This is a genomic window from Halomonas sp. MMSF_3323, assembly GCF_030733595.1.
GTDB lineage: Bacteria > Pseudomonadota > Gammaproteobacteria > Pseudomonadales > Halomonadaceae > Halomonas > Halomonas litopenaei.
The window spans coordinates 16,433-41,924 of record NZ_JASHIT010000040.1; the positions used below are offsets into that span (position 1 = coordinate 16,433).

Below are 25,492 nucleotides of genomic sequence, written 5' to 3' on the forward strand. Positions count from 1 at the left end.
ACATGAAGCGATTCGAAGGACAGGTGATGCTGATCACCGGCGCCGCCCAGGGGATCGGTCGGCGTCTGGCCGAGCGGGCCGGCGACGAGGGCGCTGCCCTGGTGCTGGTCGATCGCGCCGAACATGTCCACCAGGTGGCCCGCGAGCTTGGCGAGCAGGGAGTCGAGGTCCTTGCCCTGAACGCCGATCTGGAAACCTGGGAGGGCGCCGAGAGCGCCATCAAGAGCGCCATCGAGCGCTTCGGGCGACTGGACGTACTTGTCAACAACGTCGGCGGGACCATCTGGGCCAAGCCCTACACCCACTACAGCCCGGAGCAGGTCGAGGCCGAGGTGCGTCGCTCGCTGTTTCCGACGCTGTGGTGCTGTCGCGCGGCGCTGCCCCACCTGATCGACAGCGGCGGCAATATCGTCAACGTCTCCTCGGTGGCCACCCGCGGGGTCAATCGGGTGCCCTACGCTTCAGCCAAGGGCGGGGTGAACGCCATGACCGTGGCGCTGGCCATCGAGATGGCCGAGCACGGCGTACGGGTCAATGCCACCGCCCCCGGCGGCACCGAGGCGCCGCCCCGGCTGACGCCGCGCAACGCCGAGCCCCAGAGCGAACAGGACAAGCTGTGGTACCAGCAGTTGATCGACCAGACCCTGGCGTCGAGCCTGATGCACCGCTACGGCACCCTGGACGAGCAGGTCGGGCCGATCCTGTTTCTGGCCTCCCGCGACGCCAGCTATATCACCGGCACGGTGGTGCCGGTGGCCGGCGGCGACCTGGGCTAGCCGGTTGATGCCGCGTGACGTGGACCCACCTTGCATCCCGCTGTACCTGCGGGACGGCGTGGTGAATCTTGTATCCTCCTTGGCCTGGCCGCGTGCCGGGCCTTTTTTGTCTTCCGTCGACGTCGCCGGGGGACCCACCAGGTGACATTCCTGGCCGTACATCGACGCCATCATCAAGGAGCCAGCCCATGCGCCGAACCGACTCCGATACCGTAACCGCACCCCAAGGGGCGGCTGCAGGGTCGTCCCTTTTTCGTGACCTGTCACTGTCGGCGGTGACGGCAGGCTTTGTCGCGGTGCTGATTTCCTACTCGGGGCCGCTGGCGATCTTCTTCCAGGCCGGGGCGGCGGCGGATATCTCACCCGAGATGATGACCTCCTGGGTGTGGGCCATTTCGCTGGGGGCGGCGGTGTCGGGCATCGTCCTGAGCCTGTGGCTCAGGGTGCCGGTGGTGACGGCCTGGTCGGCGCCGGGTACGGCGCTGCTGATCACCCTGTTCCCGGAGCTGTCGCTGGGCGAGGCGGTAGGCGCCTACCTGACAGCGGCGGTGCTGATGCTGATCATCGGTATCACCGGCAGCTTCGACCGGTTGATGGCGCTGATTCCGTCGGGCGTGGCCGCCGGCATGATGGCGGGCATCCTGTTCCAGTTTGGCCTCGGTGCCTTTGCGGCCATCGAGACCTCGCCCTGGCTCGCCGTCGGCATGCTGCTGGCCTATCTGGTGTTCAAGCGGCTGGCGCCGCGCTACAGCCTGATCCTGTTGCTGATCACCGGTGTGGTGCTCGCCGTGGTGCTGGAAGGCGCGAGTCTCGCCGGCGTCGGTGTGCACCTGGCGATTCCCCGTTTCATCGCTCCCGAGTGGAGCATCACCAGCACCCTGAGCCTCGCGTTGCCGCTGGTGGTGGTGAGCCTGACCGGCCAGTTCCTGCCGGGAATGGCAATCCTGCACGCAGCGGGCTATCACACCAGGGCTCGGCCGATTCTGACGGTGGCCAGCCTGACCTCCTTCGCCACCGCCTGCTTTGGCGGCATCACCACGGTGATCGCGGCCATCACCGCTGCGCTGTGCACCGGCAAGGATGCCCACCAGGACCCGGGCCGTCGCTACGTCGCCGGGGTCGCCAACGGCGTCTTCTACCTGGTCGGCGGGCTGTTCGCCGGTACTATCGTGGCGCTCTTCACCTCCTTGCCCGGGGCCTTTGTGGCGGTACTGGCGGGGCTTGCCTTGATCGGTGCGATCACCAGCAACCTGGCCGCCATGATCGCCGCCGAGGACCACCGCGAGGCCTCGGTGATCGCCTTTATGGTGACGGCCTCGGGCATGAGCCTGTTCGGTCTGGGCGCGGCCTTCTGGGGGGTGGTGATCGGCATGCTGGCGGTCAGGTTGCTGCATGGTGGACGCGCCGCAGCCTGACGCTGGCGGTGATGCATGGTCCCAGGCCGAATGGCGCTCGAGCGTCGCGAATTCATCGATGTCAGCACCGTCGGTGAGCCTGACCTGCGGCCGTCTGATACCGTCGGATTAGTGTGCTGAAACGATCGCGGCGTCAGGGTGGGAGCGCGGGGTGACAAAGTTGCCGGCTATCATCGGCGGAGCCCTATTTGGGCGCTGTCCGAAAAGTCGACGAGCGAAGGTTAGACAAGGCAAAAATCGGTGAGAAAGCGCAGTTTACGGAGTGTAAATGAGCATTTTGATCCGATTTTTAACGCCGTATTACCGAGTGCAGGCACTTTTCAGACAAGCCCTAGGCAAAGATGTCCGCTGTACTCGCTCGAATCACCAGGAAACCGCCGTGACCCCGTATTCAAGAAGTGCTCTCGCCTGCCATGCACTGGCGACCCTGATTCTGATCGCCTTCGGCCTGGTCTATCTCGGCAGCAGCGAGTTCATGCCCTACCACGCCGCCGCCATGGGGCTCGACTGGGCGTCGGTCGCTCCAGGTACCCGGCAGGTCCTGCTGGCGCTGATGCACGCCCTGGGGGGCGCCTGTCTCAGCGTGGCGCTGCTGGTCGGTGTGCTGCTGTGGGGGCCGTTTCGGAAGGGGGCTGCCTGGGCGACCTGGACGGTGCCGCTGGCCGGCTTTGTGCTGTGCGCGACCTCGCTCTACGCCCAGGTCGGGGTGGCCCTCAGGACGCCGGCGTCGCCGCCCATGCTGCCGGTCATCGCCGCCGGTGTCTTGCTGGCGCTGGGGCTGTGGCGGTCACGGCGCTGGCGCCAACGCGACGTCCCGTTGCACACCCGGTCGGACTCACGCTAGCACACCGTACTGACGGTAACCGCAGGGTCAGTCTCCCTCCCACTTCTCCAGCAGCCGGTCATGATAGCGCCCCAGCTCAAGAAGCCGACTGGCACCCCGCCCGCTTTCGCCAAGCCGTGCGCGCAGAAGACGCAGGCGTTTCTCGCAAGCGCTTCGCTCGGCGGCTTCCTGTGTCTGCGCCAGCAGGTCTTCCACCTCACGAATCTCGCGCTGAAGCTGAAGCTCCGGGGGCAGATAGCCTGAGTTCTTCAGCAGTCGGTAGCCTGCCCGCAGCGCCTCGGGAATCATGCTGTCGTCGTCGAGTTCGATGGGCTTGCCGTGATCCGGCAGGTCGTCGAAGGCGCCTTCCTGCTGCGCCTTCTGGATACGTGCCTCGGCCAGTTGGTCGAGCAGGGACATGGGAGCACCTCGTGGCGTAAAGCGGTCCTGTTGACCCGACTTTAGGCCATCGGAGCGCTCCCATCACCCGCCAGCGGGAGCCATCAAGAGAAGGAAGGCGCGAGGGCTACAGCTCTGGATGTCGACGATGCCAGTCGGTGACCTGCTGGAAGGCCCAGCCAGCGCGTACCAGCATCGCTTCATTGAACATCGGTGCGATGAACTGGAAGGCGATGGGCCCGCCCTGCTGGCTGAAGCCCGCCGGCAGGGTAATGGTCGGGTGCCCGCTCAGGTCGAAAGGACAGGTATAGCGCAGCATGCCGGAAAACAGCGCTTCATCCTCGCCGAACTTCTCCATGAACGCCATCGACGGGGCGGCGTAGGCGGTGACCGGGGCGATCAGCAGGTCGATACTGGCCAAGAGGCGATCGACCCGGCCCTTGAACTCGGCCCGGCGCAGCAGTCGTTGCTGGTGGTCCATGGCGCTCTGGGCGCGGCCCAGGTCGATCAGACCAGCAAGACCAGGGCCGTACGCTTCGCGCTGGCTGGGGAAGGTCTCGGCATGGGCGACGGCGGTCTCCACGCCGCACAGTGGCGCCCAGTCGAATACCGCCTGCTGGGTGTCGGGGAAGTCGATTTCCTCGATCACTGCACCGAGCTGTCCTAGCGTGGACACGACCTGTTCGAGGACGCCGCGGGTTTCGTTATCCACCGCTTCGATGGCCCAGTGAGGGTCGAGCCCGATACGCAGGCCCTTCAGGCCCCGTGTCATGCCGGCCAGGTAATCCGGCACGGCGAGGGGGACGGCGGTGGGGTCACGTTCGTCGGCACCGGCAATAACGCCAAGCAGCGCCCCTGCGTCGGCGGCGCTGCGGGCGATCGGCCCGATGTGGTCCATCGAGGCCGCCAGCTCGAAGGCGCCGTGTCGGCTGACTCGGCCCCAGCTCGGCTTGAGGCCGGTGACGCCGTTGGCGGCCGAGGGGAAGCGAATCGAGCCACCGGTGTCGGTGCCCAGCGAGCCAAAGCACAGCCCGGCGGCGGTGGCCACGCCGGAACCGCTGGACGAGGCGCCTGACCACAGGGCCTCGCCCCAGGGGTTGGTGGGCGGCGTGATGTCGGGGTGGTGATCGGCGAAGGCGCCTTCGGTCTGCTGCAGCTTGCCTAGCAGCACGGCCCCGGCCTGGTCGAGGCGTGTGACCACGCTGGCCGTTTTCCGGGGCACGTGGTCACGGTGCAGGGGCATGCCGTGGGTCGTCCGGGTCCCCGCTGTCCACAGCAGATCCTTGACGGCCACTGGAACACCCTGAAGCGGCCCCTTGTGGATGCCAGCGGCCAGATCGCGGTCCGCCTGGGCGGCCTGTTCAAGTGCACTGTCGGCCATGACGGTGACAAAGCTGTTCAGGGTGGTATCGACGCTGTCGATTCGCTCGAGCATGGTTCGAGTGACCTCGACGGCGCTCAGTTCCCTGGACTGGATTCGACGGCCGACCTCGATAAGGCCGTCAAAGTGCAGCGGATGGTCTGTCATTGTTGTCATCCTGATGGTGAGAGAAGACGCTCACCTTCAGGGTAGGCAGGGCGAGGGACTCAGGTTTGCCTGAACGGGCCAAGCGGTGGCCCGAGAGGGCCAGAGCGAGCTGGTGGGGTCACATCGTCTCGGGTGCGTGGCGACCTGCTTGCAGCAAGGTAGAGGGCGAATGACCGTAGGCCTGACGGAAGCTTCGGCTGAAATGGGAGACACTGGTGAAGCCATGCTCCAGGGCGACCTCGGTGACGCTGCGGATACCACCTGCCCGCAGGGTGGCGCGACTCTGCTCCAGGCGAATCGCCCACAGTGCTGCCATGGGGGTGTGACCGTGCTGAGCGAACAGCCGGGTGAGGGTGCGCCGAGAGACATGGTTGTCCCGGGCGATGCGATCGAGGCTCAGGGACGGGTCCTGGTGCTGTTGTTGCAGGTAGTGACAAAGGCGTCGGTAGAGCACGTCGTTGCGACTGTCGCCAGCGCCGCCCAGCCCCTCGAGCACCAGAGCCGCCAGATCGACCATCGCCTCGCCGAGCCCGATCGACGAGGCTTCGGCGTCTAGCCGGGCGCCGTCTCGGATCAACGCCTTCAAAGAGGTGGCGCCGGGCAAGGTCGCCGGGATAGGTCGCGCGGTCAGCGGCTCGGTGGAGGTCAGGCGACGCATCAAGGGCGCCCGAGGAAGGCGCACCAGATGAAGCGCGCTGGCGCTCAGGCACCATTCGAACGGGCGGCAGGCATCGTACAGCACCAGGTCGCCGGGCCCGATGGCGATCCGCCGCTGATCCTGGTCGAGTCTGGCCGTGGCGTTCTCGAGAAAGCCGAGCCACAGGTCATCGTCGCTGTCGCGGGACAGGTGGTGTGACTGCCGGCGCCAGCGGTGGGAAGAGGCGGCCATGGTACTGATGGCGACGTCGCCGTATTGCCTGATGTTGAGGCTGCCATGGAAGGGCCGTTCGTCGAGGCATTGGCTGTCGGCTGGAATGCAGTGGCTGCAGACGACGTCGTGCCAGAAGGCGAAGCGCTCTCGGGAGTCGATCTGTCGGGTGGTAAAGGCGGCCGTCATGCAGGTGTCCTTCCAGGCGGGGCGGCCACAGGGTCTCAAAATGGACATTGATGCAGCCATCGTCCCGACACTATAGCGCAGGTATAGCACAGGCATAGCGCAGGCGGGTTTGGCGGCGGCATGCACGCCGGTTGGGCCCTTAGCGCAGGGGATAAGCACTGGTGACTGTTTGCGAGACGCAACAGCCCCCGCGAGATCGCTCTCGCGGGGGCTGTGGTCGTGGCGGGACCCCTTTCGATCAAGCCCTGCCAAGGGCTCTGGCGCTAGCTTGGGCTCAGGCGTCGGCCTTCTCCTTCTTCGCCTTGCGGCCAGCCGCCTTGCCGGCGGGTGTGCTCGCTTCGTCCCTGGCGTTCTGTCGGGCCTTTTCCGGGGCCTTGTCAGGGGCATTGGCAGGCGTCCGAGCAGGCGCGCGCGCTTCGCTCTTCTTGATCACGGTGGTGCCGGCGAATGTCTCACCCTCCACGTAGACCTCGCCGTAGTAGGACGCCCGCAGCACTTCCTTGAGCTCGCTGATCAAGGGGTAGCGCGGGTTGGCGCCGGTGCACTGGTCATCGAAGGCCTCCGCGGCCACTTCATCGAGCTTGGCCAGGAAGTCGGCCTCGGGGACGCCGGCGTCCTTGATCGAGGTGGGGATGTCCAGGTCGCGCTTGAGCTCATCGAGCCAGTTGATCAGGCGTTCGACCTTCTGGGCGGTACGGTCACCGGCCTGGGACAGCCCCAGGTGATCGGCGACCTCGGCGTAGCGGCTGCGCGCCTTGGGCCGGTCGTACTGGGAGAAGGCAGTCTGCTTGGTCGGGTTGTCGTTGGCGTTGAAGCGCACCACGTTGGTAATCAGCAGCGCATTGGCCAGGCCATGGGGCAGGTGGAACTCGGCGCCAAGCTTGTGGGCCATGGAGTGGCACACGCCAAGGAAGGCATTGGCAAAGGCCATGCCGGCGATGCTGGCGCCACTGTGGACCTTCTCGCGGGCCACGGCGTCGCGCTCGCCCTCACGGTAGCTGGCCGGCAGGTATTGCTTCAGCAGCTTCAGCGCCTGCAGCGCGTGACCGTCGGAGAACTCGTTGGCCAACACCGAGACGTAGGCCTCCAGCGCGTGGGTCACGGCGTCATAACCCCCGAAGGCGGTCAGCGATCTGGGCATCTTCATCACCAGGTTGGCATCGACGATGGCCATGTCCGGGGTCAGCTGATAGTCCGCCAGCGGGTACTTGATGCCGGTGGCGTCGTCGGTGACCACCGCGAAAGGCGTGACCTCGGAGCCGGTTCCGGAGGTGGTGGGGATGCACACCAGGCTGGCCTTTTCGCCCATGGTGGGGAACTGGTAGATCCGCTTGCGGATGTCCATGAAGCGCATCGCCAGGTCCTGGAAGTGCACGTCCGGGTGCTCGTACTTGACCCACATGATCTTGGCGGCGTCCATCGGCGAGCCGCCACCGAGCGCCAGGATCACGTCGGGCTGGAAGCTGGCCATGGCCTCGGCGCCCTTGTCGACGATCGACATGGTGGGGTCGGCCTCGACGTCGTAGAAGGTGTGGACCTCCATGCCGAGTCCCTTGAGCAGTGCCATCAGCTCATCGGCGTAGCCGTTGTTGAACAGGAAGCGGTCGGTGACGATAAAGGCGCGCTTCTTGTCCTTGAGGTCGGTCAGCGCCACCGACAGGCTGCCGCGACGGAAGTAGATCGATTCGGGGAGCTTGTGCCACAGCATGTTTTCCGCCCGCTTGGCCACGGTCTTGGTGTTGATCAGGTGCTTGGGACCGACATTTTCGGAGATCGAGTTGCCGCCCCAGGAACCGCAGCCGAGGGTCAGCGAGGGCGCCATGTCGAAGTTGTACATGTCGCCGATGCCGCCGTGGGAGGTGGGGATATTGACCAGGATGCGCGCGGTCTTGAGGCGGTCGCCGAAGTAGCGGATACGCGACTGCTGAGTGTCCTGGTTGGTGTAGAGCCCTGAGGTATGGCCGATGCCGCCAAACTCGACCATGGTGCAGGCCTGGTCCACCGCGTCCTCGAAGGAACTGGCGCGGAACATGCCCAGTGTCGGTGACAGCTTCTCGTGGGCAAAGGCGTCGTCGATGCTGACCCGCTCGCCCTCGCCGATCAGGATCTTGGTGTCGGCGGGCACCTCGATGCCGGCGAGCCCGGCGATGGTCGCCGCCGACTGGCCGACGATGGCGGCGTTGAGCGCGCCATTTTTCAGAAGCACCTGACGGACCTGGTCGGCCTCGTCGGCGGACAGCAGGTAGGCCGCGTGGGAGGCGAAGCGTTCACGCACCTCGTCGTAGACCTCGTCGAGCACGATCACCGCTTGCTCCGAGGCGCATACCACGCCGTTGTCGAAGGTCTTGGACATCAGGATCGAGGCCACCGCCCGCTTGATGTCCGCGCTCTCGTCGATCACCACCGGCACGTTGCCGGCACCCACGCCGATGGCCGGCTTGCCCGAGGAGTAGGCCGCCTTGACCATGCCGGGGCCGCCGGTGGCCAGGATCAGGTTGATGCCCTCGTGCTTCATCAGGGCCTCGGACAACTCCACCGAGGGCTGGTCGATCCAGCCGATGATGTCCTGTGGTGCACCGGCAGCCACCGCCGCCTCCAGCACCAGCTTCGCGGCGGCGTTGGTGCAGTGACGTGCGCGCGGGTGGGGCGAGAAGATGATGCCGTTGCGGGTCTTCAGCGAGATCAGCGCCTTGAAGATGGCCGTGGAGGTGGGGTTGGTGGTGGGGATGATGCCGCAGATCAGGCCCACCGGCTCGGCGATGGTCATGGTGCCGGCTTCATCGTGGGTGGCGATGACGCCGCAGGTCCTGTCGTCCTTGTACTTGTTGTAGATGAACTCCGAGGCAAAGTGGTTCTTGATCACCTTGTCCTCGAGCACGCCCATGGCGGTCTCTTCCACCGCCTGGCGGGCCAGCGGTATGCGGGCCTGGTTGGCGGCAAGCGAGGCAGCGCGAAAGATCGCATCGACCTTCTCTTGAGAGAAGCTGGCAAAGACCCGTTGCGCGGCCTTGACCCTGGCGACGAGGGCGTCGAGTTCAGCGAGGTTGGTAACAGCCATTATTGGCCTCCAGTAACATGACAAAGGAAAGAAAAGCGACCTGCGAAACCTCCTTGGCGTGTGCAGCGCCTGTTGCTCGGAGCTGGGCATGTGCCTGGCTCGGGCGTCGGCGAGCGTCGGGCTCGGGCGTCGGCGGGCATAAGGCTCGGGCGTCGGCGAGCATAAGAAGCAAAGCGGCTTGAAAAGTGGCTTGATGTCTTCCCGTCGAGATTCAGTCTATGGCTGTCTCGATTCAGCTCTGCTGACAGGGGTCAGTTTTGTCGCCGGTATTCCGCTGATTCGAACATCATGATGATCGCAAGCATCAGCCCGGCCTATCCGTGGGCTGGGGTAGGGAGGGCGCTTCAGCCGAGCCCCCTGTGGAGGAGGAGAGGTAGACTCCACCTCGGTCAGGAGAGGCCATTGGCAATAATGTCAGGACACAAATCGTCACTCCGACGGGTCTTGCGACCCGAGTGATGGTTGACTAGCCTCGTGTGACGATAGTTGGACGAAAGCTATACAGAGCGAAAGGAGTCGTTATGTGGAGCCTCAAGGATCTTCATCTGCAGCCGATCGCCGGTGAATGGAGGGCTGGAAGTTCCGGCGAGTCGCTCAAGGTGATGGACCCCTACCACCAGAAACAACTGGTGGAGATCACCCAGGCAGATTGCTCCGACGTCGAGCATGCCTTTGATGCGGCCGACCGAGCGCAACGGCAGTGGGCGAATACCAGCGCTACCCACAGAGCGGCTGTACTGCGCCGTGTCGCCGAACTGATGGAAGAGCGCAAGGATGAACTGGTCGAGTGGCTCATCCGCGAGTCGGGCAGCACTCGCATCAAGGCCGAACTCGAGTGGAACAATGCCTGGGAGATGTCGCTCGAAGCCGCCGCCATGGCCACTCGCGTGCAAGGTACCACTGCCGCTTCGAGCGTCCCGGGCAAGGACCATAGGGTCTATCGCAAGCCGCTGGGCGTGATTGGCGTGATCAGTCCCTGGAACTTTCCCTTCCACCTGACCCAGCGCACCATCGGCCCCGCCCTTGCGCTGGGTAACGCCGTGGTGCTCAAGCCTGCCAGCGATACCCCCTTGACCGGTGGATTGCTGCTGGCACGGCTTTACGAGGAAGCGGGGCTGCCGAAGGGGCTCCTCAGTGTTCTGGTTGGTGCCGGCAGCGAGCTCGGCGACCCGCTGGTCGGACATCGGCTAGCCAAGCTTATCTCCTTCACCGGTTCCACCGAGGTGGGCCGACAGATCGCCAAGGGGGCGGTCGGCGGAGAACATATCAAGCCAGTGGCACTGGAACTCGGCGGCAACAGTCCCTTTGTGGTGCTCGATGACGCTGACATCGATCGGGCCGTACGGGCGGCGGTGGTCGGCAAGTTCATGCATCAGGGCCAGATCTGCATCGCCATCAACCGTATCATCGTCGATGCGTCGATCCACGACGCCTTTGTCGAGCGCTTCGTCGAGCGGGTCAAGGGGCTCAAGGTCGGGGACCCCTCCGACGCAGATACCGTCATCGGACCGATCATCAACGATCAACAGCTAGACGGGCTGAAGGACACCATCGACAGGGCCCGGGAGTCTGGTGCCCGGGTGGCGCTCGAGGGCTCTCTTGAAGGCCCTTGCCTGCATCCCTGGGTGTTCAGCCATGTCAGCGAGGAGATGGACCTGGCCTGCAACGAGATATTTGGTCCGATCGCCGGCATCATCAAGGCCGACGGTGAGGCCGAGGCGATACGCATCGCCAATGCCACCGAGTATGGCCTCTCCGCAGCGGTCTTCAGCGGTTGTCCGGCGCGCGGCGAACGGGTGGCACGCCAGATAGAGTCGGGAATGGTGCACGTCAATGACATGCCGGTGAACGACGAACCACACATGCCGTTCGGTGGTGAGAAGAATTCCGGGATCGGCCGCTTCAACGGCGACTGGGTGCTGAACGAGATGACAACCGTGCAATGGGTCAGCGTCCAGCACGAGCCTCGCGACTATCCCTTCTGATGGATTCCTCGGATACGGTGCGAAGCGCGTGCCGCCTGCTAGAGTCAAGTAGACTTAGGGTTGTGGATTGAACCCTCTGTGAGCGTCCCTGGACCCTGGCCAGGGTCAACCGACAGCGCTAGGGTGAAAGGGAATCACGACCAACGTCTTAGACAAGGAGATGTTATGAAAAACAGCATGATGCGTCGTTTCGGAATGGCTTTCGTGATCGCGATGATGGCGGGTGGTCTGGCCGCCTGCGAAGAGGAAGGCCCTGCCGAGCAGGCCGGCGAGGAAATGGATCAGGCGGTCGAGGATGCCGGTGAGTCCATGGAAGACATGGGCGAAGAGATGGAAGAGTCGGCCGAGGAAGCCACCAACTGATGTGACAGGCGTCACCGTCAGCGGCGCTATGCCGAGAGAGGCAGCGTGAAGGACGGGTCTGCTCACACTGACCTTGTGGGTCGGTGATGTCGCCTGTCTTCGCCGCTGAGGAGTATCAGGATAAGAGGTCTGTCCCCAGGGGCAGGCCTTTTCTGTGTGCAACGGAGTTGTTTCATGATCAAGCGGATCAAGATCGCGGCGGCACTGAGCGGCCTGATGATGTCCCAGGCAGTAATGGCCGCCGCGCCCGAAACGTCACACTGGTCCTACACGGGAGACACGGGACCTGCCCACTGGGCTGACATCGACGACGACTTCAGTATGTGTGGCCTGGGTCGCAACCAGTCGCCCGTCGATATCGATGGCGCTATCGATGCCGAACTTCCACCGCTACAACTTGACTACGCGACCACCGGGACCAGGGTCTTCAACAATGGCCACACGGTGCAGGTAGCCTCCCCCGAGGGCAACACGCTGACGCTTGATGGGGATCTCTTCATCCTGCAGCAGATGCACTTTCACGCGCCTTCCGAGCACACGGTAGACGGACGCCGGTTCCCGCTGGAAGCGCATCTGGTGCACAGCGACAAGGACGGCAACCTGGCGGTAGTCACGGTGCTGTTCGAGGAAGGCGAGGAAAATGCAGCATTGCGCTCGCTTGCCGATAGCCTGCCAGATACCGCCGGTGAACGTGCCGACGTAACCGATACCGTGAACTTCACGCAGATGTTGCCGGCCCAGCATGACTACTATCGCCTGAACGGTTCCTTGACCACTCCACCCTGCTCCGAAGGCGTCCGCTGGGTGATCATGCAGAGCACGCAGGATATTTCATCTGATCAGGTCGAGTCGTTCTCTGCTGCGATCGGGGACGCCAATAACCGGCCGCTGCAGCCTCTGAATGCCAGAGTGCCACTCAAGTAGTTCCGTCTCTCGACAACACCTTGTCACATGGTGATAAGCATCGCTCCCGGACGTCGTCGGCGCTGCTGCGCTGGGTCCGGGCCGGCACTTGCATGGCATCATTGATGCCGTCGGTACTAGCCAAGTCGCGATTGTCACTCTAATGTAAACGGGGAAGTTACAAATTTTTCTCCTGGAGGTGCTTCATGAAGCAAGGAATGTTTCGTCGTCTGGCCCTGGCCAGCGCTGTGGCGTCCATGATGCTGGTACTGGCGGGTTGCGAGGACGACGCGGCCGAAGACGCTGGCGCTCAGGTGGACGATGCACGCGAAGCGGTGGAAGAGCAGGCGCAGGAGACCGCCGCCGAAGCGGAGCAGTTGGCCGAGGACGCCGGAGAGGCGATGAGCGAGACCGCCGACGATGCCGAGCAGGCGATGGATGAAGCCGCCGCCGAAGCGGAGCAGCAGGCCGAGGACGCCGGAGAGGCGATGAGCGAGACCGCCGACGACGCTGAGCAGGCGATGGATGAAGCCGCTGCCGATGCCGAACAGCAGGCCGAAGAGGCGGAGCAGGCGATGGATGAAACTGCTGCCGACGCTGAACAGGCGATGGATGAAGCCGCCGCCGATGCCGAGCAGCAGGCCGAGGACGCCGAGCAGGCGATGGACGAAACCGCTGCCGATGCCGAACAGCAGGCCGACGAGGCTGCCGCAGGAGCCTCCAATCTGGTCGACGACGCTCAGGAAGCGCTGGGTGATGCTGCTGATGCCGTGCAAGAGCAGGCCAACGAGGCCATGGAGGGCATGAGCAATCTGGCAGAGGACGCCCAGAATGCCCTGAGCGATATGGCCGGTGACGCCGAACAGGGAGCCGATGCGGCTGCCGAGAGCGCGGGTCAGGCGGTCGAGGAAGCCGGTGACGAGGTCGAGCAGGCGACCGATGAGGCGGCCCAGTAAGTCGAACCTTCTGGTCGGGGCTTTTGCGCCGGGCGTCGGTTCTACAGGCTCGGTTTGGTCAGGCTTGGCGCCTTCATGGCGCCTTCAGAAGCACCCACCGGCCCTTGAGCCCGTCAGAAACACAAAAAGGCCGAGATCCAGGATCTCGGCCTTTTTGCGTTGCCTATCTGTGGGCTGGGTGGCCATCACTGCCCGCCGCTGAGGGCGGCAGGCAGCGACGATGATCAGCCGTTCTGCTCGATGCCCTGGATGTACCAGGGGGCATCGTCACGCATTTCGCGGATCAGGTGCCAGGTCTCGTTGAACTCGGTTTCGCTGCCGTTTTCCTTGAGCACGCCGTGGAACAGCACCCGCGCCTCGGCCTGGTTGGCGAACTCCTGAACGCCGCCGAGCTCCGCAAACAGGCGCACGATTTCGGTCTGGTTGTTGGCCGGCTCCTGGGCCCGCTGTTCGCGCAGCAGGTTGTAGAGTTCCGGCGTCACGTACTCCTGGATGCGCGGCAGGTCGTTGTTGTCCCAGGCCCGCTGCAGGGTCATGAAGTGCTCCTTGGCGCCGCCGAGGAAGCGTTCACGGTCGAACCAGGCGGGGTCTCCCTGAGGCCCTCCGGTCTGCGTGCCTGCGCTGTGGGCACCGAGACCTCCGGCGGAGCCTGGCATGTTGAACGGTGAGCTCTGGTGCTGTTCACGGTGCATGCCGGATGAACCGCCTCCCGCCGATGCGGTGGCCGTGCGCCGCCTTGCCAGCAGCTTGAACAGCAGGAAGGCCGCGCCTGCCATCAGCAGCAGGTCGACCATGCCGAGGCCATCGAAGGCGCCGCCGAAGAACAGCGCGCCGAGCAGGCTGCCGGCCAGCAGACCGCCGAGCATACCGCCCATCAGGCCGCTCTTCTTGCCGGCGGTCGGGGCGGCGTTGGGACGAGCGGTGTTCTGTGACTGGGTCGCACTGGGGCTGGCCTGGCGCGAGTAGGAACCAACACTCTTGCCGCCACCCAGGCGGCGGGCGTCGGCGCTGTCGACGGCAAGGCCGAAGCCCATCACGCCGACAAGGATCATCACGAGAAGGTGACGCATCGAAGACATCTCCGTAGTTCGGCCTGCATTGGCCAGTCTGGGCCTTTGACCCTGGTGGTCAGAGGCACGTCGCTCGTCCATTCTAGCGATAACGGGCGCCGCGGGAAGCCGTGTACAACGAAAAGTCGAGGAGACCCCATGCTGATCGAACGTAGTGACAGTCTGCTGCTGGTGGTCGACGTGCAGACGGCATTGATGCCGGTGGTGGAAAGAGGGGATCAGGCGATCACTGAGATTGGCTGGCTGGCGGCCGTGGCAGAGCGCCTGGAGGTGCCTGTGTGGGTGACCGAGCAGTATCCTCAGGGGCTCGGGGCGACCGAGCCGCGACTGAAATGTGCCCTGCCACAGAGCACCCGCTGGTTCACCAAGAGTCACTTCAACGCCTGCCGGGAGCGCGATATTGCACAGGCCTTCGAGGCGGCTGCACCGCGTCAGGTCGTGATTGCCGGGGCCGAAGCCCATATCTGTGTGCTGCAGACGGCACTTGGCCTGCTGGAACGGGGTGTCGAGCTGTTCTGGCTGGTCGAAGGCTGCGTCAGTCGCCGCAGCGATGAAGCGAGACTTGCCGGCGAGCGCGCAAGACAGGCCGGCGCCTGGCAAGTCAGCGCCGACATGGTGGCCTACGAATGGCTGGAACGCTGTGACGACGCGACCTTTCGCGAGGTGCATCGTGAACTGCTTCGCCCCAGGGCGTCCCGGCCGCTGCGGCTGGCGCCCTGAGGATCACCGCTGGCGCGCCAGCCAAGCCAGTCAATAAAGCCACGCCTTCATGATCGCTGAAAGGTGGCACCGTGCACCGTCTGCGGCGCACGGACGAGCGCTACCGGCGTAGCGGCGGCGCGACTCAGGCGGGGTTGTCGCGGGTGAACACCAGGGTGCCACCCTCGGACTCGGCGGCGTTGAAGCGGTACCCGGCCACGTCGAAGTCCTTGAGCCCTTCCTTGTCGTCCAGGCGTTGCTGGATCATCCAGGCGGCCATCAGTCCCCGGGCCTTCTTGGCGTAGAAGCTGATGATCTTGTAGCGATCGTTCTTCCAGTCCTTGAACACCGGGGTGACCACTTCGGCCTTGAGCTTTCTGGCATCGATGGCCTTGAAGTACTCGTTGGAGGCCAGGTTGACCAGCACAGGTGTTCCGCTCTGTGCCACCGCCCGGTCGAGCTCCTCGGTCAGCAGCGGCTTCCAGAAGGCGTAGAGGTCCTTGCCTTTGGCGTTTTCCAGACGGGTGCCCATTTCCAGGCGATAGGGCTGGATCAGATCCAGCGGGCGCAGCAGGCCATAGAGGCCCGACAGGATGCGCAGATGATCCTGGGCGAAGCGGTTGTCGGCTTCATCGAAGGCGTCGGCCTGCAGGCCGACGTAGACGTCGCCCTGGAAGGCCTGGGCGGCGACCTTGGCGTTGTCCGGAGTAAACGGGGTCTGCCACTGACCGAAGCGCGCCGCGTTGAGTCCGGCGATCTTGTCGCTGACGCCCATCAGCTCCGAGATGCGGGCCGGGCTGTAGTCGCGCAGGATGTCGATCAGCTCGCGGGAGCGGTCGAGGTAGTCGGGCTCGCTGTGGATATCGGTGGTGGCCGGGGTCTCGAAGTCCAGCGTCTTGGCCGGAGAGATCACGCTGAGCATGGGCGTGCTCCTGATGTCAGGTAGGGAAAATTGGCAAGTGGCCGTCATTGTACCAAGCCCCGCCGCCGCTCGGGACGAGGGCGTGGCTATGGACGCCATAGTAAAGAGGGCATGCCTGCCGGCAAGGGCAGGCGTTGTTCTCTACTTGAGGCCGGGGCAGGGGGGCGAGGCCGCTTCAGGGGCTGGGGTTGGGCAGCCTGTGATGGATGGCCTCGATGTCTTCGATGACTTCGTCGGCCAGCACCAGGGCCTCCGAGGTGAGGTTGCTCTCGAGCTGCTCCATGGTGGTCGCGCCGATGATGTTGCTGGTCAGGAAGGAGCGCGAGTTGACGTAGGCCAGCGCCATCTGGGCCGGGTCCAGGGCGTGCTCGCGGGCCAGTTCGACGTAGGCCCGGGTGGCATCGATCGCCTGATCGGAACTGTAGCGGCTGAAGCGGTCCCACAGGGTCAGGCGGGCGCCGGGCGGACGGGCGCCATCCAGATACTTGCCCGACAGCACGCCGAAGGCCAGCGGCGAGTAGGCCAGCAGTCCTACCTGTTCGCGGTGAGCGATCTCGGCCAGCCCCACCTCAAAGGTCCGGTTGAGCAGGTTGTAGGGGTTCTGTATCGAGGCGACCCGCGGCAGGCCCAGGGACTCGGCCAGTTGCAGGCAGCGCATCACGCCCCAGGGTGTCTCGTTGGACAGACCCACGGCACGTACCTTGCCGGCATCGACCAGTTCCTTGAGGGCCGACAGTGTCTCTTCCAGATCGGTGGCCTGCTCGTCCTCGTCGTGGGTATAGCCCAGGCGACCGAAGAAGTTGGTCGAACGGTCCGGCCAGTGCAGCTGGTAGAGATCGACGTAGTCGGTGTTCAGGCGTGCAAGGCTTGCGTCGATGGCCTCATGAAGATGGGCGCGAGTCAGGCGAGGTCCGCCGCGGATGTGCTTGATACCGGGGCCGGCAGCCTTGGTGGCGATGACCACGTCGTCGCGGCTTTGGCGGCCCTTGAGCCAGGAGCCTACATAGCGCTCGGTCAGTCCCTGGGTGTCGGCCTTGGGCGGCACCGGGTACATCTCGGCGGCGTCGATGAAGTTGACGCCGAAGGCCACCGCGCGGTCGAGCTGGGCATGGGCCTCGGCCTCAGTGTTCTGCTCGCCGAAGGTCATGGTTCCAAGGCACAGGCGACTGACGTCGATGCCGGTGTTGCCAAGGGGACGGATCTGCATGGGGACTCCTTGTGGTAGGCCTTTGTCAGGGGGGCGCAGCGCCGCCGCCGGACCGTTTTTGCTGCAAAGCATCGAGATGGTACCTTTGGCCGATAGGGGTCGCCAAATCCCGGGGGTTGAGTCCGTATCGGGCCAGGCGTATGCTTGCCACCCCGTTGCCGCGGAGGAGTCCGTGGCACCGTCGATTCAACAGGAGATCGCCCGCGACACAGGAGGTGTCCGGTCCGACTTCCATCCTTTGGACTCAAGGTTGTTGCCATGCAGCAGGCATCGTCACTGAAGACGCGGCTCGAGTACCGTCTGGCCCAGCAGTTGTTTCACACTCGCTGGTTGCCCCGCTCGCCGCGAACCCAGAGGCTGACCATGCGTCTGTTTCAACGCTGTGCGGACGCCGGACACCCGGCAGCACTGTCGTTGTACGGGCACATGCTGTTTCACCGGTCACGGGCACCCCAGGACAAGGCACGCGGCGCTCGCTACGTGCTGCAGGCCGCCCATGGCGGGGACGTCAGGGCGCAGTACCAGGCAGGCCAGATCCACGAACATGGCTGCGCGCTGTACCCGGCGCGCCACGACCACGCCGTGACCTGGTACGCCCGGGCCGGGGAAGCGGGGCATGCGTTGGCGGCGGCGCGCCTGGAGCGCGCCTACCGGGATGGTGAGCTGTCGCTACCGGTGGATCCAGAGCGTGCCGCCTACTGGGCGGTGCTGGCTTCGGCAGGGCAGGCCTCGTCAGGACAGCCCTCGTCAGAGCAAACCTTGGCACGGCAGGCCTCGCCAGGTTCGGCCAATAGCGCCCTGGCCAATGGACAGCCTGTTCCGGGGCAGTCCGCCAGGCAAGACGGTGTCATGCTGGACAAAGCGGAAGCCCAACAGCGACACTAGAGGTATCAGGCGCGGCGGTTGGGTCGCGCACGGGTCCCGGTGAGGCCGAGACGAGCGGCGGTTCAGGATTCCCTGGCCGCCGCTGGTAGTTTGGGCCTCGGGTACGGTTTTCGTTGTCGGGTGACGTCGGGGAGGCGTTTTGGCCGACTGTCACGACGAGGTTTGCTGCCTGTGGTGTTACCGACTCTGCTGGATATCGAAGCCTCTGGATTCGGGCGCGGCAGCTACCCGATCGAGATCGGCCTGGCGCGGCCGGACGGCAGCTGCTGCGCCTTTCTGATTCAGCCCCTCGAGGAATGGACCCACTGGGATCCCAAGGCCGAGCTGCTGCACGGGATATCCCGGGCCCGGCTCGAGCGCGAGGGCTATCCGGTACGTCACGTCGCCCGTTGGCTTAACGATGAGCTGCACGATATCGGCATCGCCTACAGCGATAGCTGGGGGTACGACAACACCTGGATGTCGCTGCTGTTCCACCACGCCGGCATGATTCCCGCCTTCCGCCTGGAAGCGCTGCGGCGGTTGCTCGACGAGACCCAGATGGCGATGTGGAGCGACATCAAGGAGTCGGTGATCGAGGAGCGGGGCATCCAGCGCCATCGCGCCGGCGAGGACGCCCGGCTGCTGCAGTTGACCTTCGCCCGCACCCAGGAGCTCAGCGCGCGCCGCTGACGCTCACTGTTTATCACTCTCGCTGACGCTCACTCTTTCTCGCGTTCTTTCTCGCACTCTTTGCCGCGCCATGGCGTCGCTCTATGTGGCGCCGCTCTCTATGGAGCTGTTGGGAGCCTGCCTACCTGAACAGTTACCCACAGCCGGTCCGACTGACCGTCTGTGGATAACGTATGCTGGTGTGATCCTTCAGGGAGCGAGATCAATCGGCGGCGACACGCAGCAGCAGCTTGCCGGTGTTGGCATTGTCGGCGAGGTGCTGGTGGGCGGCTTCGACCTCCGCGATGGGCCAGTCGGCGTCGATCAGCGGAGCGAGCTCGCCGCGCTCGAGCCTTGGCCACACGTGGCGAGCGAGTTCACCCAGAATCCTGCCCTTGTCTTCCGGTGACCTGGCCCGCAGGGTCGAGCCGATCAGGCGCTGGCGCTTCATCAGCAGGCGGCCGATATCGAGCTCGGCGTGGCGTCCGCCCATCAGCCCGATCACCACCATTCGTCCATCGGCGGCCAGCACCCGTTGATTGTCGGCCAGATAGCTGGCCCCCACCGGGTCGAGGATCAGGTTGACCTCGCCGAATGCCTTGACCGCCTCGACGAAGCTGCCCTGGTGGCGGTTCCAGCCCGCCCTGGCACCCAGCGACAGGCAGCGCTTGAGCTTTTCATCGCTGCCCACGGTGACAAAGCAGGGGTGACCGAACTCGCGGCACAGCTGGATCGCGGCGGTACCGACGCCGCTGGCGGCGGCGTGCAGCAGCACCTGCTCGCCTTCGGCGAGTTGGCCTTCGATGAACAGGTTCAGCCAGGCGGTGGCGTAGACCTCCGGCAGGGCGGCGGCCTCGCGCAGGCCAAGGCCATCGGGCACCGGCAGCACCTGGCGTTCGTCCACGCAGACCTTCTCTGCGTAGCCGCCACCGGCGAGCAGCGCGCACACTTGCTGTCCAACCTGGAGCTTTTCGACCTCGGGGCCGAGCGCCACCACGCTACCGCTGACTTCCAGTCCCAGCACCTCGGAGACGCCTGGGGGCGGTGGGTACTGACCGGCGCGCTGCATCAGGTCGGCGCGATTGACGCCGGCCCAGGCCACCTCGATATGCACTTCTCTGGCCCGGGGGGCGGGGAGATCGTCGGTGGACCGCCAGATCAGGCGGTCGCCGTCTTGCTGCATGGCGTACATCGGACATCCTCCATGATGAAATGAGAGGTCGACGAGGCGGCTGAGAAGCCGCTTGGACGCAGGAGCCTAGCGCTTGTCCAGGCGGGCCTCGAGCGCCTCCAGCAGGGCGTCGGGGTTGGCTGCACTGATCAGCGTATCGAGCGTGGCGGTGTCGAGAAAGCCCTGCTCCACCCCGGCGTGGAGGAACCTAAGCAAGGGGCGATAGAAGGCGCAGGTGTCGAGAATGCCGATGGGCTTGGCGTGCAGGCCGAGGTAGCGCCAGGTCCAGGTCTCGAAGAATTCCTCCAGGGTGCCGATCCCGCCCGGCAGCATCACGAAGGCGTCGGCGTTGGCCGCCATCTGGGCCTTGCGCTCGTGCATGTCGCCGACACGAACCAGTTCGGTCAGGCCATCGTGGGCCAGCTCCCGGTCCACCAGGTGGTGGGGCATGACGCCGATGACCTGGCCTCCGGCCTCCAGGGTGGCATCGGCCAGCGCGCCCATCAGGCCGACACTGGCGCCACCGTAGACCAGGCCATGACCGCGTTCGGCCAGGCGCCGGCCGAAGGCGCGGGTATCCTCGAGAAAGCGGGGATCTTCGCCCTGGCGTGAACCAAGATAGACACAGATCTGGGCCATGGAACGTTCTTCCTGTCGCGGCGTGAAGGGGGAGAGCGCTTGTCTGCGAGCAGCTCAGGGCAATAGATCGATGATGCCGTAGTGCTCGTCGACCCACTGGCCGATCACATTGTTGCCGCACAGGTGATGGGCGTACTGGGTGTGCAGGCAGCGCACCTGATCGTGGTTGGCGATGCCGCCGATGCCGCGTTCACGCAGCACCTTGTCATAGCCCAGACGCTCGACCTCGGCACGCTGCTCGGCGCTCATGTGCGCCCAGCGGGTCGCGATGTAGTCCTGGTGGCTTGCATGGTAGGCCGCACGGAAGTCGTCATCCTCCTTCAGCCGGGCTTCCAGCGACTTGATCACGCCGGCGGCCTCGATCCGTGACAGCTCCACCTTGAGCAGCTCGGAACTCAGCCAGAACAGGGTGGGAAACGGCTTGCCGTCGACGATCGGGGCCATGCGCAGCACCAGCGGAGTGCCTTCGCCGTCGGTGGCGGCAAGGGCCTCGATGCCGCGGGGCTCGCGACCGAGCTGCTCGGCGATGATCGCCGTCTGGGCGGCATCGGGGGGCGTGTCAGGACGGATCACCATCGGGGTTGTCTCTTACGAATTTGGTGGAGCGCCCCACCGCGCGAAAGAAGGCACGATTGAGCTGTTCCGGGGTGGGGACGTAGGCCTGCTCGCGCTCGATGAACTCGGCGCCGCGTGCGATCAGCACGTCGTAGAGGCGATTGAACGGGGCATCATAATCGTAGGGATCGGCGCCGAACAAGCGAATGTGCGGATAGTCGGCGAAGCGCTCGAGGAAGAAGGCTTCCAGGCTGGCCTCGGCGGCGCGATGGCGGACCTTGTCGTCCGGGTCCAGCCACAGGGTGTAGCGGATCGCCATGGGCACCTCTGGTGTCGATATGGCTCCACCCTAGCATTTTTGCCATTTTGACGCTTGTTCGGCCGGTCTTTTTACTGGGAACAGGGCAGTCTCGAAGGGCTAGCTCGAAAGGCTGTCTCGAAGCGCTATCTTGAAACGCTATCTCGAAGCGCTATTTCGAAGGACTATCTCGCCAGCGCCACCACCTGGGCATCGGTCAGCGCGATCAGGTCGTCCGGGGCCAGGGTGATTTCCAGGCCGCGGCGTCCGCCGCTGACGTGGATCTGGCTGTGGTCGTGACAGCTGTCATCGATAAAGGTGGCCAGACGCTTCTTCTGACCCAGCGGGCTGATGCCACCGACCACATAGCCGGTGGCTCGTTCGGCCGCTTCGGCCTCGGCCATGGCGGCCTTGCGACCCTTGGCCGCCTTGGCCAGGGTCTTGAGGTCGAGCTTGCGCGATACCGGCACGATGGCCACCACCAGGCGCTGGCCATCGATGCTGGCCAGCAGGGTCTTGAACACCGCCGCGGGGTCCAGCCCCAGCGCCTCGGCCGCCTCCTCGCCGTAGGCCGGCGAGCGCGGGTCATGCTCGTAGCTGAGGGTGGAAAATGGTCTGCCGGCCTTTTCCAGCGTCTTGACGGCAGGGGTCATGGTCAGGCGATCTCCGGTTCGTGAAGGTGCTCCATCAGGGCTTCGCGCAGCTCGCCTTCGATCGGCACCGCCTTCTTGGTCTGGTGGTCGAAGTGCACCAGCACGGTGTGGCCGAGATTGGTCAGCTCGCCCTTCTGGTGGGCTTCCTGGGTCACGGTGAAGGAGCTGTTGCCCAGGCGTGACAGGTAAGTGCGAACCTCGATGTCATGGCCATAGTGGAGTTCGGCGCGATAGTCGATCTCCATGCGTGCCATGATCAACCGCCACTTGGCCGGGTCCAGGTCCGGGGTGAACAGTCGGAAGAGGTCGTTGCGTGCCAGCTCGAACCAGGCCGGCAGGCGGGTATTGTTGACGTGACCGAGGGCGTCGGTGTCGTAGAAGGCGGGCTCGATGGTGCGGGTCAGCATAGGGCGTTCTCGTTTGTTGTGGTGGCGATGTGGTGATGTCAGGGTTTCAGGATTATCCCAAGCAAGCGCTAGGTCAAGATGCGGGCGTCGGCGCGCCCGTCTTGGCTCAACGCTTGGCTCAGCCTTTAGCTCAGCCCTTGTCTCTCAACTTCGGCGGCCTGCCCACCACTGCTGCACGCGCATCCACGACAACAGCCACAGGGTGGCGGCGGCGAAGCCCAGCAGGGTGCCTGGCCACAGGCCGAGGCTTGCGTAGGTCAGTGACACCACCAGGGCGTAGCACAGAAGCGAGCCCAGGCCCGCAGGATAGTGCTTGATGACCGTGGCCACCGGCGCTGCCCCCTGGGTCAGGTGGAGGATCACCAGGAACGGGTACATGGTCACCGGGAACGCCGCCATGACCCCGGCCCAGGCGCTCGGCACCACATGGGCGAGGCCGGTGATCAGGAAGATGATGCCCGCGGCGAGCCCTGCCCGCAGCGCCAGCGCGGGCCAGGAGAAACCGCCCTTGGGGGTGGCCTTGACGTCGGGGACCCGACGATAGAGCCAGGTGAAGACGATGATGGCGGCCAGGGTGGTGAGGGTGCCACCGAGGCGGCTGAAATCGACCTGGGTCAGCAGGCTGCTGGCGGCGAGCCAGGCGGCAAGGCCACCCGCGGTTCCCTGGGCCACGCCCTTGAGCCCGTCACCGCGTGCGGCCAGCAGGTAGCCGCCGCCCAGCGCCAGGGTCGCGGTGAAGCCGGCCAGGGTGTGTACGGCGCTGTCGCTGGCGAACTGGGGCGACAGCTCCAGGCCAATGAAGAACAGTGCGATGGCGGTGCCCAACGGGTAGCCGGAGAGCAGGCCGGCGACCCGGGTGCTGACCCGCTCGGCGATGACCGACAGGCCGAGCACGACGCCGACGGAGATAAGCAGTTTGGCCAGTTGCCAATGAAGGGGGACGTCCATGAGGGGAGGGGGTTCCTTGGGTTATCGTATGTATCTGGTGACCAGGTTCAAGCGAGATGACCATGACCGAGCTGTCGCCGCCCCCGAGGCCGGAGCGCTGCGAGCTGTGCGCGCGAGGGGCGCCCCTGACCAAGCATCATCTGATACCGCGTTCGCTGCACGGCAAGGCGCGCTATCGCAAGCGCCACGATCGCGTCGAGCGCCTGACGGCGATCCTGTGGGTGTGCCATGGCTGCCACCGCCATCTTCACGCGCTGCTGAGCGAGCGTGAGCTGGCCGACCATTATCGCAGCCGCGAGGCGCTGCTGGCACATCCGGAGATTCGTTCCTTCGTCGAATGGCTGTCGACCAAGCCGGATGGGTTTCGGCCGAAGCGGCCGACCCGGCGAAGAGGCTAGGGCTTCAGTGCGGTGCCTAGACCAGCCTGAGCCCCTGGCGATCGACCCAGGCGGCGGTCACCGCGGCCGCCAGCGGTTGGCGAAGGTGTTCCGGCAGGGCATCGACGGCGGCGTCGCGGCTGTCGAAGGCGCGATTGCGCAGCCAGCAGTAGGCCCAGGCGCAGGCCTCGGGCTCATCGCCGGGTGTCGGCCGCGCAGGCATCTGGACCAGCAGGAACAGCGCGGTACGCACCGCCCAGTGGGGTGGGATCTCGTCGTTGTCGGCGGCGGCCCAGCGCTCCAGTGTGGCGCCGTCCGGGGTCTCTCCCGGGTCGCCGAGGCCGGCGACCCGGGCGGTTTCTGCCAGGATCAGCGCCAGGCGATCGGGGTCGCCGCGTCCAAGCGCCAGCCACTGGCCGATCAGGGCAGGCATTCCTCGGCATACCTTGGCGAAGAATCCGTGATGCGGCATGGTGCTTGTCATGGGGGAAGCGTCCTTCAAGTGCTTGGCCAGGGTATCCTGGCAACCGACCAGCCATCGTCAGGGAGATGACCATGAAACCCGATTTTGCCACGCCGATCGATCGACGACAGCCCCGCGGTGATGATCGTTCGCCACATTGGCCGTCACAGAAGTGGCACCGCCACGGTGATGACGTCCTGCCGCTGTGGGTCGCGGACATGGACTTCCGCTCGCCCGAGGCGGTGGTCGAGGCGCTGTCGGCGCGCATCGATCATGGCGTCTTTGGCTACGGTCTGGTGGCGGAAAGTCTGGAACAGACGCTGATCGACTGGAGTGCCAGCCACTATGGCTGGGACATCGAGGACCGCTGGCAGCACTGGCTGCCGGGGGTGGTTCCGGCGTTGCACCTGGCGAGCCTGGCCTTTACCGAGCCTGGCGATGGGGTGCTGACGGTGACGCCAATCTATCCGCCGTTCTTGCAGGTGGCCAGGCGCACCGGGCGCCTGCCCCAGCAGGCAGCCATGCGCCCGCCCCAGGCGCCGGGCGAGCCCTGGACGCTGGACCTCGAGGCGCTGGAGGCGGCGATCACCGAGCGGACCCGGCTGCTGTTGTGGTGCCAGCCCCACAACCCCACCGGACGAGCCTGGCGCCGCGAAGAGCTCGAAGGACTGGCCGAACTGGTCGAGCGTCATCGGTTGATTGTGGTCTCAGACGAGCTGCACTGCGACCTGCTGCTCGACGAAGGAGCGCGCCACCAGCCCCTGGCCGCCGCCTTCCCGGCGCTGGCTGATCGCATCATCACCCTGTGGGCGCCCTCCAAGACGTTCAATCTGGCTGGGCTGACCGCCGCCTGCGCGATTTGCCCCGACGCCGGCCTGAGAAAGCGCTTTCGTGATACCGCCAAGGGATTGATGCCGGACGCCAATGTGCTCGGGCTGGTGGCGGCAGAGGCCGCCTATCGCCACGGCGAGCCCTGGCGTCAGGAGTTGTTGACGGTACTGCGTGGCCACCGCCAGACGCTGGTCGAGCGTGTCGCTGGCTGGCCCGGCGTGGGCTTCAGCGCCCCCGAGTCGACCTATCTGGCCTGGCTCGATCTGCGCCAGTCGACCCTGGGGGCCGAAAAATCGCCTGCCTCGGCATTGCTCGAGCGAGCCGGGGTCGCGCTGTCGGATGGCGCCGACTTCGGCTGGCCGGGCTTTGCGCGGCTCAATTTCGGCACCACGGCCATCCAGCTTGACGAGGCGCTGGCGCGCCTGGACCAGGTGTTGGGCGGCTGAGTGGCGC

At 65.3% G+C, this 25,492-nt stretch carries 26 protein-coding genes and 1 pseudogene; 12 read left to right on the forward strand and 15 right to left on the reverse strand.

All coding sequences use genetic code 11. The features are described 5' to 3' along the window. The first annotated feature begins 2 nt into the window (after window positions 1-2). From benD to RBB39_RS18145, 3 genes are all read left to right on the forward strand, one after another. Window positions 3-776, forward strand: a complete 774-nt coding sequence (gene benD, locus RBB39_RS18135) for a benzoate diol dehydrogenase BenD (protein WP_108131182.1) — start codon at window positions 3-5, stop codon at window positions 774-776. A 188-nt stretch (window positions 777-964) separates the two neighbouring features. After that, complete coding sequence (locus tag RBB39_RS18140; RefSeq protein WP_108131183.1) at window positions 965-2,191, forward strand: benzoate/H(+) symporter BenE family transporter; 1,227 nt, start codon at window positions 965-967, stop codon at window positions 2,189-2,191. A gap of 379 nt (window positions 2,192-2,570) precedes the next feature. Further along, window positions 2,571-3,035, forward strand: coding sequence for a hypothetical protein (locus RBB39_RS18145; RefSeq protein ID WP_108131184.1), 465 nt, complete (start codon window positions 2,571-2,573; stop codon window positions 3,033-3,035). Between the two features lie 27 nt (window positions 3,036-3,062). On the opposite strand, the gene RBB39_RS18150 is transcribed toward RBB39_RS18145, so the two are convergent. The 4 genes from RBB39_RS18150 to adhE all read right to left on the reverse strand — a co-directional run bounded on the left by RBB39_RS18150 (window position 3,063) and on the right by adhE (window position 9,056). After that, entirely contained in the window at window positions 3,063-3,434 is a 372-nt protein-coding gene (locus RBB39_RS18150) for a DnaJ family domain-containing protein (protein WP_108448480.1), read from the reverse strand. 106 nt (window positions 3,435-3,540) lie between these two features. Further along, entirely contained in the window at window positions 3,541-4,941 is a 1,401-nt protein-coding gene (locus RBB39_RS18155; RefSeq protein WP_306169253.1) for an amidase, read from the reverse strand. Between the two features lie 118 nt (window positions 4,942-5,059). Continuing rightward, window positions 5,060-5,998, reverse strand: a complete 939-nt coding sequence (locus RBB39_RS18160) for a helix-turn-helix domain-containing protein (protein WP_045991363.1) — start codon at window positions 5,996-5,998, stop codon at window positions 5,060-5,062. A gap of 274 nt (window positions 5,999-6,272) precedes the next feature. After that, the gene (gene adhE, locus RBB39_RS18165) at window positions 6,273-9,056 is read right to left on the reverse strand and encodes a bifunctional acetaldehyde-CoA/alcohol dehydrogenase (protein WP_045991362.1); all 2,784 of its coding nucleotides are present in this window, start codon (window positions 9,054-9,056) and stop codon (window positions 6,273-6,275) included. A 521-nt stretch (window positions 9,057-9,577) separates the two neighbouring features. On the opposite strand from adhE, the gene RBB39_RS18170 reads away from it, so the two are divergent. The 4 genes from RBB39_RS18170 to RBB39_RS18185 all read left to right on the forward strand — a co-directional run bounded on the left by RBB39_RS18170 (window position 9,578) and on the right by RBB39_RS18185 (window position 13,263). Continuing rightward, window positions 9,578-11,041, forward strand: coding sequence for an aldehyde dehydrogenase family protein (locus RBB39_RS18170; protein ID WP_045991361.1), 1,464 nt, complete (start codon window positions 9,578-9,580; stop codon window positions 11,039-11,041). Window positions 11,042-11,206: 165 nt separating this feature from the next. Then, a complete protein-coding gene (locus RBB39_RS18175) occupies window positions 11,207-11,404 on the forward strand; it encodes a hypothetical protein (protein ID WP_045991360.1) in 198 nt (65 codons plus the stop codon). Between the two features lie 174 nt (window positions 11,405-11,578). Then, window positions 11,579-12,328 carry a carbonic anhydrase gene (locus RBB39_RS18180; protein WP_045991359.1) on the forward strand — a complete coding sequence of 250 codons (750 nt, stop codon included), beginning with the start codon at window positions 11,579-11,581 and terminating at the stop codon, window positions 12,326-12,328. 185 nt (window positions 12,329-12,513) lie between these two features. Then, window positions 12,514-13,263: a hypothetical protein gene (locus tag RBB39_RS18185; protein WP_052704223.1), complete on the forward strand. Its 750-nt coding sequence runs from the start codon at window positions 12,514-12,516 to the stop codon at window positions 13,261-13,263. A gap of 224 nt (window positions 13,264-13,487) precedes the next feature. Here the strand turns inward: RBB39_RS18185 and RBB39_RS18190 are convergent, their stop codons facing one another. Then, window positions 13,488-14,333 carry a Tim44 domain-containing protein gene (locus RBB39_RS18190; RefSeq protein WP_045991358.1) on the reverse strand — a complete coding sequence of 282 codons (846 nt, stop codon included), beginning with the start codon at window positions 14,331-14,333 and terminating at the stop codon, window positions 13,488-13,490. Between the two features lie 138 nt (window positions 14,334-14,471). Between RBB39_RS18190 and RBB39_RS18195 the strand changes: the two genes are divergently transcribed. After that, window positions 14,472-15,053 (forward strand): isochorismatase family protein, encoded by a 582-nt coding sequence (locus tag RBB39_RS18195; RefSeq protein WP_045991357.1) that lies wholly within the window; start codon window positions 14,472-14,474, stop codon window positions 15,051-15,053. Window positions 15,054-15,177: 124 nt separating this feature from the next. Here the strand turns inward: RBB39_RS18195 and yaaA are convergent, their stop codons facing one another. Both yaaA and RBB39_RS18205 read right to left on the reverse strand, forming a co-directional pair. Beyond that, complete coding sequence (gene yaaA, locus RBB39_RS18200) at window positions 15,178-15,954, reverse strand: peroxide stress protein YaaA (protein WP_045991356.1); 777 nt, start codon at window positions 15,952-15,954, stop codon at window positions 15,178-15,180. A gap of 175 nt (window positions 15,955-16,129) precedes the next feature. Further along, window positions 16,130-17,161, reverse strand: a complete 1,032-nt coding sequence (locus tag RBB39_RS18205) for an NADP(H)-dependent aldo-keto reductase (RefSeq protein ID WP_045991355.1) — start codon at window positions 17,159-17,161, stop codon at window positions 16,130-16,132. A gap of 258 nt (window positions 17,162-17,419) precedes the next feature. Here RBB39_RS18205 and RBB39_RS18210 point away from each other — a divergent pair. Next, window positions 17,420-17,875 (forward strand): annotated as a pseudogene (locus tag RBB39_RS18210) (tetratricopeptide repeat protein); the annotation flags it as partial. A gap of 336 nt (window positions 17,876-18,211) precedes the next feature. Then, on the forward strand, window positions 18,212-18,718 hold the full coding sequence (locus tag RBB39_RS18215) for a hypothetical protein (RefSeq protein ID WP_108131597.1): 507 nt from the start codon (window positions 18,212-18,214) through the stop codon (window positions 18,716-18,718). A 202-nt stretch (window positions 18,719-18,920) separates the two neighbouring features. Here RBB39_RS18215 and RBB39_RS18220 read toward each other — a convergent pair whose 3' ends face one another. The 7 genes from RBB39_RS18220 to RBB39_RS18250 form a co-directional block, all read right to left on the reverse strand. Beyond that, the gene (locus RBB39_RS18220; RefSeq protein WP_045991354.1) at window positions 18,921-19,889 is read right to left on the reverse strand and encodes an NAD(P)H-quinone oxidoreductase; all 969 of its coding nucleotides are present in this window, start codon (window positions 19,887-19,889) and stop codon (window positions 18,921-18,923) included. Between the two features lie 66 nt (window positions 19,890-19,955). After that, entirely contained in the window at window positions 19,956-20,507 is a 552-nt protein-coding gene (locus RBB39_RS18225) for a TIGR00730 family Rossman fold protein (RefSeq protein WP_045991353.1), read from the reverse strand. 54 nt (window positions 20,508-20,561) lie between these two features. Further along, window positions 20,562-21,083, reverse strand: a complete 522-nt coding sequence (locus RBB39_RS18230; protein WP_045991352.1) for a DUF501 domain-containing protein — start codon at window positions 21,081-21,083, stop codon at window positions 20,562-20,564. Continuing rightward, complete coding sequence (locus RBB39_RS18235) at window positions 21,067-21,381, reverse strand: hypothetical protein (protein WP_045991351.1); 315 nt, start codon at window positions 21,379-21,381, stop codon at window positions 21,067-21,069. The genes RBB39_RS18230 and RBB39_RS18235 overlap by 17 nt, the downstream gene beginning before the upstream one ends. A 164-nt stretch (window positions 21,382-21,545) precedes the next feature. Next, window positions 21,546-22,013 (reverse strand): Cys-tRNA(Pro) deacylase, encoded by a 468-nt coding sequence (gene ybaK, locus RBB39_RS18240; RefSeq protein WP_045991350.1) that lies wholly within the window; start codon window positions 22,011-22,013, stop codon window positions 21,546-21,548. A 2-nt stretch (window positions 22,014-22,015) separates the two neighbouring features. Then, entirely contained in the window at window positions 22,016-22,420 is a 405-nt protein-coding gene (locus RBB39_RS18245; RefSeq protein ID WP_045991349.1) for a thioesterase family protein, read from the reverse strand. 144 nt (window positions 22,421-22,564) lie between these two features. After that, window positions 22,565-23,368: a hypothetical protein gene (locus RBB39_RS18250; RefSeq protein WP_045991348.1), complete on the reverse strand. Its 804-nt coding sequence runs from the start codon at window positions 23,366-23,368 to the stop codon at window positions 22,565-22,567. 62 nt (window positions 23,369-23,430) lie between these two features. On the opposite strand from RBB39_RS18250, the gene RBB39_RS18255 reads away from it, so the two are divergent. Beyond that, entirely contained in the window at window positions 23,431-23,766 is a 336-nt protein-coding gene (locus RBB39_RS18255) for a hypothetical protein (RefSeq protein ID WP_045991373.1), read from the forward strand. Between the two features lie 16 nt (window positions 23,767-23,782). Here the strand turns inward: RBB39_RS18255 and RBB39_RS18260 are convergent, their stop codons facing one another. Beyond that, window positions 23,783-24,217 carry a hypothetical protein gene (locus RBB39_RS18260; protein ID WP_045991372.1) on the reverse strand — a complete coding sequence of 145 codons (435 nt, stop codon included), beginning with the start codon at window positions 24,215-24,217 and terminating at the stop codon, window positions 23,783-23,785. 83 nt (window positions 24,218-24,300) lie between these two features. Between RBB39_RS18260 and RBB39_RS18265 the strand changes: the two genes are divergently transcribed. Then, window positions 24,301-25,485: a MalY/PatB family protein gene (locus tag RBB39_RS18265; protein ID WP_045991347.1), complete on the forward strand. Its 1,185-nt coding sequence runs from the start codon at window positions 24,301-24,303 to the stop codon at window positions 25,483-25,485. The last annotated feature ends 7 nt before the right edge of the window (window positions 25,486-25,492 follow it).